The organism is Amycolatopsis samaneae, assembly GCF_039541975.1.
Taxonomy (GTDB): Bacteria; Actinomycetota; Actinomycetes; order Mycobacteriales; family Pseudonocardiaceae; genus Amycolatopsis; species Amycolatopsis samaneae.
Genome location: NZ_BAABHG010000002.1, coordinates 715,904 through 729,230, shown reverse-complemented (window position 1 = coordinate 729,230; position 13,327 = coordinate 715,904). Strand labels below are relative to the sequence as shown.

Sequence of the window (13,327 nt, the reverse complement as noted above, 5' to 3'; positions counted from 1 at the left end):
AGTCCGCCCGCGCCGCGCGGGCGGGGGCCGTGACGGGAGGATGGGCCGATGCGCCCTCTGATCTCCACCGCGGACCTCGCCGCCCTCCTCGCCGGGCCCGCCGAAGCCGCTCCCATTGTCCTCGACGTGCGCTGGCGGCTGGCCGGCCCACCCGGTGCCGAGTCCTATCGCGAGGGACACCTGCCCGGCGCGGTCTTCGTCGACCTCGACACCACCCTCGCCGGGGAACCCGGGGAGGGTGGCCGCCATCCGCTGCCCGATCCGGCCGTGCTCCAGCGCGGGCTGCGCGCGGCGGGCGTCCGCGCGAATCACCCGGTCGTGGCATACGACGACGCCGACGGCTCGGTCGCCGCGCGGGCGTGGTGGCTGCTGCGCTGGGCGGGTCACACCGAGGTGGCGGTGCTCGACGGCGGGTACGCGGCCTGGCTGACCGAGCGGCGCCCGGTGAGCACGGACGTGCCGAGGCCCGTGGAGGGTGACATCGAGGTCCGGCCCGGCGGCATGCCGGTTCTCGACGCGGACGAGGCCGCGCGGCTCGCGCGCGACGGCGTGCTCTTCGACGCGCGCGCCCGCGAGCGCTACGCCGGGGAGACCGAGCCGATCGACCCGCGCGCCGGGCACGTCCCTGGCGCGGTGAACGCCCCGTTCTCCGGGCACCTGCGCCTGGACGGCCGCTGGCTGCCGCCCGAGGCGCTGGCCGCGCGGTTCGCCGAACTCGGCCTCGAGCCGGGCGCGCCGGTCGGCGCCTACTGCGGCTCGGGGGTGACGGCGTCGTCGATCGTGCTGGCGCTGGAGGTCGCGAGGCACCCCGAACCGGCCGCGCTGTACACCGGCTCGTGGTCGCACTGGTCCCGCGATCCCGAACGCCCGGCGGCCACCGGCGATCTCCCGGGCTGACCACCGGGCACGGCGAAAAGAGGGGGAACAGTGGGAGACGGCACCGGTCCGAGACGTGTGCTGCTGAGCGTCGCCGGTTTCGCGGCCGCGGTGTGTGCCGCCTGCGGCGGTCCCGGCGCGGACCAGCCCGCCGCCCGGAAGACACCGCCCAGCTCGGCCGAGGCGCGGCACCTGCTGGACACCACCGTCCGGCTGGCCAGGGCGGGGGACACCGGGACCCTGTGCCGGACCGTCGCCGCGGCCGAGTCGATGTGCCGGAATCTGCTCGACGACGCGGCGCGGGGCCATCTGTCCGTCGGACGGGAGCCGCCGCGGGTCCTCGGCGAACAGCTGGTGGACGAGCCGGACTCGACGCCGACGTTGGTGCTCCGGCTCGCCGGTACCCACGACGACGGCCGGGAGTACACGAGCGACTTCGCCGTCATCCGGGACCACGCGGGCGTACACAGCATGACGGCGATCTATTGGTCGGAGGTGAAATTCGGGCCGAGGCCGTCGCCGATGACCATCACCCCGCGCTGACCGCCGGAAGCGGGCGTACGCGATCGCGGCGTGACCCGGCCGCACCGGACGGCCGGTGGGCCGGGCTCGCCTTCGCGTGCTGGGGGACGAATCAGGTTTCGCGGTTGCGCATGACAACGTCCTTTCGGTTCTTTCGTGCCCTTCGGCAGCGGATAACGTGGTCTCGGGGTTTCGCGGTGGCTCAGGTTTCACGGTTTCGCACGGCGGTTTCCCTCCCTTGTGCCAACGGTGGAATCGGCTGGAGCGCGGGGAATCAGGTCTCGCGGTTGCGCATGACGGCCTCCTCCCTGGCGGTCTCTTTCGCGCGGGCGGGGGAGTCCCGGGTCGTGGGACGGCTCAGGTTTCGCGGTTGCGCGGCACGGCGGCCTCCTTTCCGGTGACAGCACGGATACCCAGCGGATACCGGGAAAACGGGGCGGGCTCAGGTCTCGCGATTGCGCATGCCGACCGCCTCCCTTCACTGCTCCAATCGAGTAACGGCCATCGATCGGGGCCGTCCGGCGTGATTGGGTGGACACGGTTCGTAGATCACCCAGGAGGGTGCACCACCGTGAGTATGGATGGGGCCGAGGCGGCACACCGAGCCGCCGCCCGCATCGGTGACGTTCTGTCACCTCGCCGGTGGGCGCTCTGGGGACAGCGCCCGGGACTCGTCGCCTACTGCCTGCTGGTCGACCTCGTCGCGGTCGCCGTCACGGTCGCCGCGGCGGGCCGGGGCGCCCGCACGTGGGACCTCGTGATCCTCGGGGTGCTCGCCGGGCTGGCGGTCCTGCAGGCGGAGTTGGGCCGCCGGATCGAACGCGTCCGCCGTCTCGTCTCGGACACCCCGCACATCAACATGACCTCGGTGTGGACCTTCGCCGGCGTGCTGCTCCTGCCGCCCGCGCTGGTCACCGCGCTCGTCGTGGTCCTGTACCTGCACCTCGGCACACGCAGTCTCTACCGCATCCGCCGGGCACCGCTGTTCCGTGTGGTCTTCAACGCCGCGCTCGTCGTCGTCACCTGTCACGCCGCGGCGGCCGTCCTCGCCGTCAGCGGCGTGCCGAGCATGTACGCCGCGCTCGAAGCGGGCTGGTCCGGCGTCGTCGCGATCGCGATCGTGACGACCGCCTACTTCGCCGTCGGCGCGCTGGTCACCGTTCCCGGGCTCACGGTCAAGAAACGGACGTTCCGCGCCCTGTTCGGCGGCCTCGGGGACAACCTGCTCGAGGTCGCCACGCTGTGCCTCGGCGTGCTGACCGCGCTCACCCTCGCGACGCTGCCCGCGCTCGCGGTGATGATCGTGCCGCCGCTGCTGGTGCTGCACCGCGCCGTGCTCGTCAAGCAGCTGGAGATCGCGGCCACCACCGACGAGAAGACGGGACTGTTCAACACCACCGGCTGGCACAGCCTCGCGACCCGCGAACTGCACCGTGCGCAACGCCTGCCGCAGGCCAGTTTCGGGGTGCTCATGGTCGACCTCGACCGCTTCAAGCGGATCAACGACCAGTACGGGCACCTCGGCGGGGACGCCGTGCTCCGCGCCGTGGCGGGCACCATCAAGGGCGCGGTCCGGGACTACGACTCGGTCGGCCGCTTCGGCGGCGAGGAGTTCGTGGTGCTGCTGCCCGACATCCGTGAGACCGACGTCCGCACGGTGGCCGAACGCGTCCGCGAAGCCGTCGCCGGGCTCAGCGTCGAGATCACGGACGGCAGCCGCGCCAAGGTCATCGACGGGCTGTCGGCCTCGATCGGCGTCGCCACCTACCCCGCCGCGGGCGCCGCGCTCGACCGGCTGCTCCAGGCGGCCGACAAGGCGCTCTACAGCGCCAAGAGCGGCGGCCGGAACCGGGTCGTCTGCATCGCCGACGTCGGCTGAGACCTGCCACCGGCGCGCCGGGGCACTAAGGTGCGGACATGCGCCCGCCCGCCGTCGTCTGGGATTCCGCCCTGCTGGGGTACGACCTCGGCGGGCAGCACCCGTTCAATCCCGTCCGGCTCCTGCTCACCATCCGCCTGGCCACCGAACTCGGCGTGCTCGACGGGGTCGAGCTGCTCGTCCCGGACGCGGCAGGCGACGAGGAACTGCTGCGGGCGCACGTCCCGGAGTACCTGGCGGCGGTCCGGCAGGCGCCGCTGGTCGGCTGGGACGTCGGGCACGGGCTCGGCACGGACGACAACCCGGTGTTCGGCGACATGCACGACGCCTCCGCGCTCGTGGTCGGCTCGACGCTGCTGGCCGCCCGCAAGATCGCCGAGGGCGAGGCCACCCGCGCGGTGAACATCGCGGGCGGGCTGCACCACGCGATGGCCGACCGCGCCTCCGGGTTCTGCGTCTACAACGACTGTTCGGTCGCGATCTCCTGGCTGCTCGACCACGGCTTCGACCGCATCGCCTACGTCGACACCGACGTCCACCACGGCGACGGCGTGCAGGCCGCGTTCTACGACGATCCCCGGGTGCTGACGATTTCCCTGCACCAGCACCCGTTCACGCTGTGGCCGGGCACCGGCTACTCCGCCGAGGTCGGCCGGAACGGCGCCGAGGGCACCGCGGTCAACATCCCGCTGCCGCCGCGGACCCGCGACGCGAGCTGGCTGCGTGCCTTCCACGCCGTCGTGCCGTCCCTGCTCGCCCAGTTCGAACCGCAGCTGCTGGTCACCCAGTGCGGGGTCGACTCGCACGACGAGGACCCCCTGGCGGACCTGTCGCTGTCGGTCGACGGGCACCGCGCGATTTACGCGACGCTGCGGGAGCTGGCCGGGACCTACGCGGGCGGGCGCTGGCTCGCCGTCGGCGGGGGCGGTTACCAGCTGGTGCGGGTGGTGCCGCGGTCGTGGACGCATCTCATCGCGACCGTGCTCGACCGCGACGTGGCACCCGACACCCGGCTCCCGCCGGAATGGGTGGCCGACGTCGGCCGCGCCGCGCCGGACACCGAGATCCCGGTCGCGATGACCGACGGCGCGGAGACGGCGTTCAAACCGTGGGGGGACGAAGTGGACGACCCGGTCGACATCGCCATCCGGGACACCCGCCGCGCGGTCTTCCCGCTGCACGGCCTCGATCCGGACGACCCGAGGGACTGAGCATGGCGGACGAGCCGGAGGAAGCCCGCGAGGAACGCGACCCGTACGACTACCCGCGTGACTGGGAAGCCGACGTCGTGCTGTCCGACGGCGGCACCGTCCACCTGCGACCCATCGTGCCCAGCGACGCGGACGCGCTGGTCGCCTTCCACGGCAAGCTTTCCGAGCGCACAAGGTACTTCCGGTACTTCGGCGCCTATCCGCGCATCCCGCCGCGCGATCTCGTCCGGTTCTCCACGGTGGATCACCACGACCGGGTCGCGTTCGTGGCGATGCTCGGCGACGACATCATCGCCGTCGGCCGCTACGAACGGCTCGACGGCGGTCCCTCGGCCGAGGTCGCCTTCGTCGTCGACGACGCGCACCAGGGGCGCGGGCTGGGGTCGATCCTGCTGGAGCACCTCGCCGCGGCGGCCTCGGAGCGCGGGCTGCGCCGGTTCACCGCCGAGGTGCTGGCCGAGAACGCCGCGATGGTCCGTGTCTTCCGCGACGCCGGATACCAGGTGAGCCGCGCCATCGAGGAGGGCGTGCTGCACCTGGAGTTCGACATCGACCCGACCGAGGAGTCCCTCGCCGTCGCCCGTTCGCGCGAGCAGGCCGCCGAGGCCCGCAGCGTGCACAACCTGCTGCATCCCCGGTCGGTCGCGGTCATCGGCGCGTCCGCGGATCCCACCAAGGTCGGGCACGTCGCGTTCACCAACCTGCTCTCCGCCGATTTCACCGGCACCGTCTACCCAGTCAACCCTGAGCACCGGTCTGTCCGCGGCGTGCGCGCCTACTCCTCGGTGCTCGACGTCCCGGATCCGGTGGACCTGGCCATCGTCGCGGTGCCGGCGGAGGTCGTCGAGTCCGTTTTGGATGGTGCGCTCGCCAAGGGTGTCAAGACACTGCTGATCGTGTCCGGCGGGTTCGCCGAGGCGGGGCCGCTCGGGCTGCACGCCGAGCTGCGGCTGGTCGGCGAGGCGCGGGCGCACGGCATGCGCGTGGTCGGCCCGAACGCGCTGGGCGTGCTCAACACCGCGTCCTCGGTGCGGCTCAACGCCACCCTCGCGCCCCGGCTGCCCGCGCGCGGGCGCACCGGCTTCTTCTGCCAGTCCGGCGCGCTGGGCACCGCGATCCTCGCCGACGCCGAGTCGCGCGGGCTCGGCCTGTCCACCTTCGTCTCCGCGGGCAACCGCGCCGACGTCTCGGGCAACGACCTGTTGCAGTACTGGGAAACCGACCCCGACACCGATCTCGTGCTGCTGTACCTGGAGTCGTTCGGCAACCCTCGCAAGTTCGCCCGGCTGGCCCGCCGCCTCGCGCGCACGAAACCGATCGTCGCGGTCAAGTCCGGGCGGCACGCGGTGCGCCCGCAGCTGGCCGCGACCTCGGCGGAGGTCGACGAGTCGAGCGTGCAGGCGCTGTTCGAGCAGGCCGGGGTGGTGCGGGTCGAGTCGCTGGCGCAACTGTTCGACACCGCGCTCGTGTTCGCCCACCAGCCGCTGCCCGCCGGCCCCCGTGTCGGCATCGTCGGCAACTCCAGCGCGATCGGCCTGCTCGCCGCCGACACCGCGCGGTCGCAGGGGCTGAAGCTGGCGTTCGACCCGGTCGACGTCGGCCCGCAGGCGAGCCCGGAGGAGTTCGCCGCCGCGGTGCGCGAGGCGCTGAACTCCGCGGACACCGACGCGCTCGTCGTGGTTTTCGTGCCACCGCTGGCGATCCCGGGAACCGCGTACGCGCGGGCGCTGCGCGAAGCGGTCGTGGAGATGGCGCGGGACAAGCCGATCGTCTCCACCTTCCTCGCCGCCGAGGGCGTTCCCGCCGAGCTGGCGGTGCTGTCGGACGACGGGACGCCGACGCGTGGTTCGGTGCCGAGCTACCCGAGCCCGGAACGCGCGGTGAACGCGCTGGCACGGGTGATCCGGTACGCCGCGTGGCGGCAGCGTCCACAGGGGACACTCGTGCGGCCGGGCGGGATCCACGTCGAGCAGGCACAGGCACTGGTGCGGGAGCTGCTCGCCGCCGAGGACGGGAAGACGACGCTGCTGTCGGACACCGACGTCGTCCGGTTGCTGGGCTGCTACGGCATCGAGGTGGTCCCGTTCCGCGTGGTGTCCACAGTGGATGACGCGGTCGCGGCGGCCGCCGGGCTGGGCTACCCGGTGACGCTGAAGGCCGTCGACGAACGCCTGCGCGGCCGTCCGGATCTCGCCGGGGTACGGCTCGACCTGACCTCGGAGGACTCGGTGCGCACCGCGTACGAGGGCCTCTGCGCGGTGTCCGGCGACGACGAGGTCTACGTGCAGCGGATGGCGCCCAAGGGGATCTCCTGCGTGATCGGCCTGCAGGACGACCCGTCGTTCGGCTCGCTCGTGTCGTTCGGGCTGTCCGGGCTGGTCAGCACGCTGCTGGGGGACCGGGCCTACCGGGCGGTCCCGGTCACCGACGTCGACGCGGCCACCCTGCTGCGCGAGCCGCGCACCGCGCCGCTGCTCACCGGGTATCGCGGCGACGAACCGGCCGATCTGCCCGCGCTGCAGGACATGGTGCTGCGTGTGGCCGCCCTCGCCGAGGACAACCCCGAGGTCCGCTCGCTCGCCCTCGACCCGATCCTCGCCTCGCCCGACGGCGCCTTCGTCGCCAACGCGCGTCTGGTCCTCGGCCCGCCGCCGACCCGCCCGGACACCGGCCCGCGCCGCCTGCGCCCCATCACCCCCACCGACTGATCAGGCGGGGGTTTCGGCCAGCGACGTGCCGAGAGCCCGCAGGTGGGCGGTGGCGCCGCCGAAGGTGAACTCGAGGCGTTTCGCGGCGGCGAAGTAGCGGTGCACGGGGTGATCGACATCGATGCCGACACCGCCGTGGATGTGCACCGCGGTGTGCGCGACGCGGTGGCCCGCTTCGGCGGCCCAGAACTTCGCGGTCGCGACCTCCTCGGCCGCGGGCAGGCCCTCGGTGAGACGCCAGGCGGCCTGCCACAGCGTCAGCCGGACCGCCTCGACGTCGAGATAGGCGTCCGCGAGCCGCTGCCGCACGGCCTGGAAGCCGCCGATGACGTGGTCGAACTGCTCGCGCTCCCTGGCATACGCCGCGGTCAGCTCCAGCGCGCGCTCCACCACGCCGAGCTGCTGCGCGCACAGCCCGGTGGTCCCGCGCAGCCGCAGCCACTCGCCGACGTCGCCGAGCGCCACCGCCGGGGCGCCGGTCAGCTCCACCAGGCCGGCGTCCGCGTGGTCGACCGTGCGCTGTGCCGCGACGGCGACGCCGTCCGCCTCCCGGTCCACCACGAACACCCCGCGTCCGCCGCCGGTGTCGGCCTCCACCAGCAGGCCGTGCGCGAAGGCCGCGAACGGCACCGCGGACTGCGCGCCGGTGAGCCGGTGTCCGTCCTTTGTGGACTCCACGGTGAACCCGCACGGCGCGCCCGCGTCGGGCAGTGCCACGGCGAGGACCACCACGCCGCGCAGCACCGGGACCACCCAGCGCTCGGTCAGCTCGGGCGTGCCGAACTCGGCGAGCGCCGCCGCGGCCATCGTGATCGAGGGCAGGTACGGCACCGGCGCCACGGCGCGGCCGACCTCGGCGAGCACCGAGCACTGTTCCGGCAGCCCGAACCCGCCGCCGCCGACCGAGCCGGGCAGGGCCGCGTCCAGCACGCCCGCCTTCGCCAGGTCCGTCCACAGGGGAGCGTCGAATCCGCCGGATCCGTGTGGTCCCAGCGTGTCCGGGGTGACCTTGTCGGCCAGCAGCCTGCGGGTCAGGCCGGACAGGGCCTGCTGTGCTTCGGAAAGGGAGAAGTCCATCGGGGCTCCTAGCGGGTGACGGGGAGGCCGAGCGCGGTGGCGGCGACGATGTCGCGCTGGACCTCGTTGGTCCCGCCGCCGAAGGTCAGGATCAGCGACGACCGGTGCAGGCGTTCGATCCGGCCGCGCAGCAGCGCGCCGGGCGAGCCCTCGCGGACCACCGAGGCCGCGCCGAGCACCTCCATCAGCAGCCGGTAGGCCTCGGTGGCGAACTCGGTGCCGAACACCTTCGTCGCCGACGCCTCGGCCGGGCCGAGCTCGCTCGCCGCGGCCGCCCAGGCGATCCGCCAGTTGCGCAGCTTGAGGTACTCGGCGTGCGCGTGCACGCGGGCCAGGTGCAGCCGGACCCATTCGGCGTCGATGACGCGGCTGCCGTCGGGCAGCTTCGCGGTTTGCGCCCACGCGCGCACCTCGCGCAGGGACGCGGTCACCGGCGCGGCGGAGGTCAGCGCGACGCGTTCGTGGTTGAGCTGGTTGGTGATCAGGGGCCAGCCCGCGTTCTCGTCGGCGATCCGGTTGGTCACCGGGACACGGACCCCGTCGTAGTACGTCGCGCTCGTGCCGGGGCCCGCGACCGTGTGCACCTTCGTCCACGAGAAGCCGGGCGCGCTCGTCGGCACGATCAGCATCGACAGGCCCTTGTGCTTGCGGGCCGTGGGATCGGTGCGCACGGCCAGCCACACGTAGTCGGCGTACTCGATGAGGCTGGTCCACATCTTCTGCCCGGTGACGACGTAGTCGTCGCCGTCGCGTTCGGCGCGGGTGCGCAGCGACGCGAGGTCCGTCCCGGCCTCCGGCTCGGAGTAGCCGATCGAGAAGTGGAGCTCGCCCGCGGCGATCCTCGGCAGGTAGAACGCCTTCTGTTCTTCGGTGCCGAACCGCATGATCGTCGGCCCGACGGTGTTGACCGTCAGGAACGGCACGGGCACCCCCGCGACGGCCGCTTCGTCGGTGAAGATCAGCTGGTCGAGCATCGGGCGGGCCTGTCCGCCGTACTCGCGGGGCCAGCCGAGCGCGAGCCAGCCGTCCTGGCCCATCTGCCGCACGATTTCCTTGTACGCCACGCCATCGCCGTACTCGCCGCCTTCCGCCGCGAGACTCTCACGGCGGGCGGGTGTCATCAGCTCGGCGAAGTACTCGCGCAGCTGACCGGCCAGTTCGCGCTGGCCGGTGGTGTAGTCGATCCGCATCCGTCACCTCCGCCCGGAGGGCTCGTTGTGGTGGGTGAACCCGTCACGGGGCTACAGTAGAACTTGTTCTAGTTGTACCAGGCTTCGCGGACGGGAGGAAGTATGGAGATCAAGGTGGACCGCTCGCTCTGCGAGGCGAACGCGGTGTGTGTCGGGTTCGCGCCGGAGGTGTTCGACCTCGACGACGACGAGAACCTGGTCGTCGTGTCGCCGGTGCCGGACAGTGAAGTAGAACGTGTTTCGCATGCTGTGACCGGTTGTCCGAAGAATGCCCTGTTCATAGCTGGTTAGCTCGATGGATTTTGCTCTTGATTAGAACGAGAACAGATTCTAGTCTGTGGGCGTGAGGCGGGCTGGACCCGGCCCGACGTGCTTCGACGAGGAGGCATCGCGGTGAGTGCGGCCGTAGGTGGGACATTGGCGGGCCGGACGGCCATCGTCACCGGCGCAGGCGCGGGGCTCGGCAGGGCCGAAGCCCTCGCGCTGGCGAAGGCCGGGGCCGCGGTCGTGGTGAACGACCTCGGCGACGCGAAGGACACCGTGGAGGAGATCGAGGCGGCGGGCGGCAAGGCGATCGCCGTCGCCGGTGACGTCGCCGAGCGGGCCACCGCCGACGCGCTGCTGGAGGCCGCCGTCGACCACTTCGGCGGGCTCGACGTCGTCGTGAACAACGCCGGGGTGCTGCGGGACCGGATGCTGTTCGGGATGTCCGACGCGGAGTGGGACCTCGTGCTCGCGGTCCACCTGCGCGGCCATTTCCTGTTGTCCCGCAACGCCGCGAAGTACTGGCGCGACAAGTCCAAACTGGACGGTAAGCCGGTGTACGGGCGGCTGGTGAACACCGCGTCGGAGGCGTTTCTCGTCGGTTCGGCGGGGCAGCCCAACTACTCCGCCGCCAAGGCCGGGATCGCCGCGCTCACCGTGGCGGCCGCGCGCGGGCTGAGCCGCTACGGCGTGCGCGCCAACGCGATCTGCCCCCGCGCGCGCACCGCGATGACCGAGTCGGTGTTCGGTGAGGCGCCCGAAGACGGCGTCGACCCGCTGTCGGTGGAGCACGTCGCGCCGTTCGTCGCGTTCCTCGCCTCGCCCGCCGCCGAAAACGTCAACGGCCAGGTGTTCGTCGTGCACGGCGGGATGGTCGCGCTGCTGGAACCGCCGCGGGTGGAACAGCGGTTCGACACCGCGAACGGCGTCTGGACCGCCGAAGAACTCGAAACCGCGGTCGGCGGTTACTTCGCCGAGCGCGATCCGGGGCGGATGTTCGCCGCCACGGACATCCTCTCACTTCCCTGACCTCCGAGGAGCTGACGTGGCGGGACGGCTGGACGGCAAGATCGCGCTGATCACCGGCGGCGCGCGCGGGCAGGGCGAAGCCGCCGTGCGCGCTTTCGTGGCCGAGGGCGCGCGGGTGGTGATCGCCGACATCCTCGACGAGGACGGCGAAAAGCTCGCGGCCGACATCGGCGACGCGGCGGTGTACCAGCACCTCGACGTCGGCTCCGAAGCCGACTGGGAGGTCGCGATCACGCGGACCCAGGCCGCGTTCGGGCCGCCTACGGTGCTGGTCAACAACGCGGGCGTGCTGCACTTCTCGGAGCTGGGCAAGACGGAACTGGCCGACTACGAGCGCGTCATCCGGGTCAACCAGATCGGGCAGTTTCTCGGGATGCGTTCGGTCGTTGAACCGATGACGGCCGCCGGTGGCGGCTCGATCGTCAACGTGTCCTCTGTGGAGGGTCTGGCCGGAATGCCCTATCTCGTCGCCTACACCGCGAGCAAGTTCGCGATCCGCGGGATGACCAAGGTCGCCGCGCTCGAACTGGCCGCGAAGAACATCCGGGTCAACTCGGTCCACCCCGGGGCCGTGGACACGCGGATGATCCCGGAGGCGGTGGGCACCGAAGTCGACATGTCGTTCGTGGCCAAAAAGGTCCCGCTGGGCCGGGTCGGGCGGCCCGAGGAGATCGCGCGGCTGGTGCTGTTCCTGGCCAGCGACGAGAGTTCCTACTGCACCGGCGGCGAGTTCGCCGCCGACGGCGGCGCGACGGCGACGTATTCGCTGAAAGTGTGACCGTGACGGGACTGTAGTGAACACCGCTAACCGAAAGTGGCGGCGGGGGATGAGATAAGACTGCGTTTGATGCGTTCTCAGCGGTGAAGAGGGCTTCGAACGGCGGGCAGGTAACTACTGGGAGGTGCCGTGGAGACCGCGACGAGGATTCCGGGAACCGCGGCGCTGGCGCAGGTCGGCAGGCTCGCCACGTTGTCCTGGGAGGTCTTCCTGGCGATCTTCCGTCGCCCGTTCCAGTTCCGTGAGTGGATCCAGCAGTGCTGGTTCTTCGCCAGCGTCACGATCCTGCCGACGGCGCTCGTCGCGATCCCGTTCGGCGCGGTCATCGCCCTGCAACTCGGTTCGCTGACCCAGCAGATCGGCGCGCAGTCCTTCACCGGTGCCGCGAGCGCGCTGGCGATCGTGCAGCAGGCGAGCCCGCTGATCACCGCCCTGCTGGTCGCCGGTGCCGGGGGAAGCGCGGTCTGCGCCGACATCGGCGCCCGCAAGATCCGTGAGGAGATCGACGCGATGGAGGTGCTGGGCGTCAACCCGATCCAGCGCCTCGTCGTGCCGAGGGTGCTCGCCGCGATCGTGGTGTCGGTCCTGCTCAACGGCCTGGTCAGCGTGGTCGGCGTGCTCGGCGGGTACTTCTTCAACGTCGTCCTGCAGGGCGGGACACCGGGTGCCTACCTGGCCAGTTTCAACGCGCTGGCCCAGCTTCCCGACCTGTGGGTCAGCGAGGTCAAGGCGCTGCTCTACGGCTTCGTCGCCGGGGTGGTCGCCGCGTTCCGCGGGCTGAACCCGGCGGGCGGGCCGAAGGGCGTCGGCGACGCGGTCAACCAGGCCGTGGTGATCACGTTCCTGCTGCTGTTCCTCATCAACGTGGTGCTGACCGCGATCTACCTGCGGATCGTGCCGCCGAAGGCCATGTGATGGGGGAGGCGAGCCGATGACGGCAGAACCGATCCAGCGACCGCTGGTGTCCGACCGGACGCTGGAAGTCATCGCGCGCCCCGGGGCGAGCCTGGAAGGGCTGGGCAAGCAGCTTTCCTTCGCTGCGCGGGCACTCGCCTGGGCGCCGCGCACGATCCGCCGCTATCGCGGGGAAACCCTGCGGCTGCTGACCGAGGTCTGCTTCGGCACCGGCGGGCTCGCGGTGATCGGCGGGACGCTCGGCGTGATGATCGGGATGACGTTGTTCACCGGTCTCATCGTGGGCCTGCAAGGGTATTCGGCGCTCAACCAGCTCGGCACCGCCGCGCTGACCGGGTTCATCTCGGCGTACTTCAACACCCGTGAGGTCGCGCCGCTTTCGGCGGGGCTCGCGCTTTCGGCGACGGTCGGCTGCGGATTCACCGCGCAGCTCGGCGCGATGCGGATCTCGGAGGAGATCGACGCGCTGGAGGTGATGGCGGTACCGAGCATGCCGTACCTGGTCACCACCCGGGTGCTGGCCGGGGTCAGCGCGGTGATCCCGCTCTACGCCGTCGGCCTGCTCTCGTCGTATCTCGCCTCACGGCAGATCACCATCTGGCTCTACGGCCAGTCGGCGGGTACCTACGATCACTACTTCACGCTCTTCCTCCCGCCCGAAGACGTCCTCTGGTCCTTCGCGAAGGTGATGGTGTTCGCCGTCATCGTGATCCTTTCCCATTGTTATTACGGCTATACCGCCAGCGGCGGGCCCGCCGGGGTCGGGGTCGCGGTGGGCCGCGCGGTGCGCACGTCGATCGTGCTGATCTCGGTGCTGGACTTCTTCCTCAGCCTCGCGATCTGGGGTGCCAACACGACGGTGAGGATCTCCGGATGAG

The 13,327-nt window shown here is 71.6% G+C and carries 12 protein-coding genes; 10 read left to right on the top strand and 2 right to left on the bottom strand.

Annotation, left to right across the window (positions count from 1 at the left end; translation table 11 throughout):
* Positions 1–48: 48 nt before the first annotated feature.
* From ABD987_RS06670 to ABD987_RS06650, 5 genes are all read left to right on the top strand, one after another.
* Positions 49–897, top strand: a complete 849-nt coding sequence (locus ABD987_RS06670) for a sulfurtransferase (RefSeq protein ID WP_345388089.1) — start codon at positions 49–51, stop codon at positions 895–897.
* Between the two features lie 30 nt (positions 898–927).
* Positions 928–1,419 carry a hypothetical protein gene (locus ABD987_RS06665; RefSeq protein WP_345388087.1) on the top strand — a complete coding sequence of 164 codons (492 nt, stop codon included), beginning with the start codon at positions 928–930 and terminating at the stop codon, positions 1,417–1,419.
* Between the two features lie 556 nt (positions 1,420–1,975).
* Entirely contained in the window at positions 1,976–3,277 is a 1,302-nt protein-coding gene (locus tag ABD987_RS06660) for a GGDEF domain-containing protein (protein ID WP_345388290.1), read from the top strand.
* 38 nt (positions 3,278–3,315) lie between these two features.
* Positions 3,316–4,488 (top strand): acetoin utilization protein AcuC, encoded by a 1,173-nt coding sequence (locus tag ABD987_RS06655; RefSeq protein ID WP_345388085.1) that lies wholly within the window; start codon positions 3,316–3,318, stop codon positions 4,486–4,488.
* Between the two features lie 2 nt (positions 4,489–4,490).
* Positions 4,491–7,196 carry a bifunctional acetate--CoA ligase family protein/GNAT family N-acetyltransferase gene (locus tag ABD987_RS06650; protein ID WP_345388083.1) on the top strand — a complete coding sequence of 902 codons (2,706 nt, stop codon included), beginning with the start codon at positions 4,491–4,493 and terminating at the stop codon, positions 7,194–7,196.
* Here ABD987_RS06650 and ABD987_RS06645 read toward each other — a convergent pair whose 3' ends face one another.
* Together ABD987_RS06645 and ABD987_RS06640 are read right to left on the bottom strand one after the other, a co-directional pair.
* Entirely contained in the window at positions 7,197–8,273 is a 1,077-nt protein-coding gene (locus ABD987_RS06645) for an acyl-CoA dehydrogenase family protein (protein ID WP_345388080.1), read from the bottom strand.
* An 8-nt stretch (positions 8,274–8,281) separates the two neighbouring features.
* Complete coding sequence (locus ABD987_RS06640) at positions 8,282–9,463, bottom strand: acyl-CoA dehydrogenase family protein (RefSeq protein WP_345388078.1); 1,182 nt, start codon at positions 9,461–9,463, stop codon at positions 8,282–8,284.
* A gap of 102 nt (positions 9,464–9,565) precedes the next feature.
* Between ABD987_RS06640 and ABD987_RS06635 the strand changes: the two genes are divergently transcribed.
* From ABD987_RS06635 to ABD987_RS06615, 5 genes are all read left to right on the top strand, one after another.
* Positions 9,566–9,754, top strand: a complete 189-nt coding sequence (locus tag ABD987_RS06635) for a ferredoxin (RefSeq protein WP_345388076.1) — start codon at positions 9,566–9,568, stop codon at positions 9,752–9,754.
* 102 nt (positions 9,755–9,856) lie between these two features.
* Positions 9,857–10,756, top strand: coding sequence for a 3-oxoacyl-ACP reductase (locus tag ABD987_RS06630; protein WP_345388073.1), 900 nt, complete (start codon positions 9,857–9,859; stop codon positions 10,754–10,756).
* Between the two features lie 16 nt (positions 10,757–10,772).
* Positions 10,773–11,534 carry a glucose 1-dehydrogenase gene (locus tag ABD987_RS06625; RefSeq protein ID WP_345388071.1) on the top strand — a complete coding sequence of 254 codons (762 nt, stop codon included), beginning with the start codon at positions 10,773–10,775 and terminating at the stop codon, positions 11,532–11,534.
* 129 nt (positions 11,535–11,663) lie between these two features.
* On the top strand, positions 11,664–12,449 hold the full coding sequence (locus tag ABD987_RS06620; protein WP_345388069.1) for an MlaE family ABC transporter permease: 786 nt from the start codon (positions 11,664–11,666) through the stop codon (positions 12,447–12,449).
* 16 nt (positions 12,450–12,465) lie between these two features.
* Positions 12,466–13,326 (top strand): MlaE family ABC transporter permease, encoded by an 861-nt coding sequence (locus ABD987_RS06615; RefSeq protein ID WP_345388067.1) that lies wholly within the window; start codon positions 12,466–12,468, stop codon positions 13,324–13,326.
* The last annotated feature ends 1 nt before the right edge of the window (position 13,327 follow it).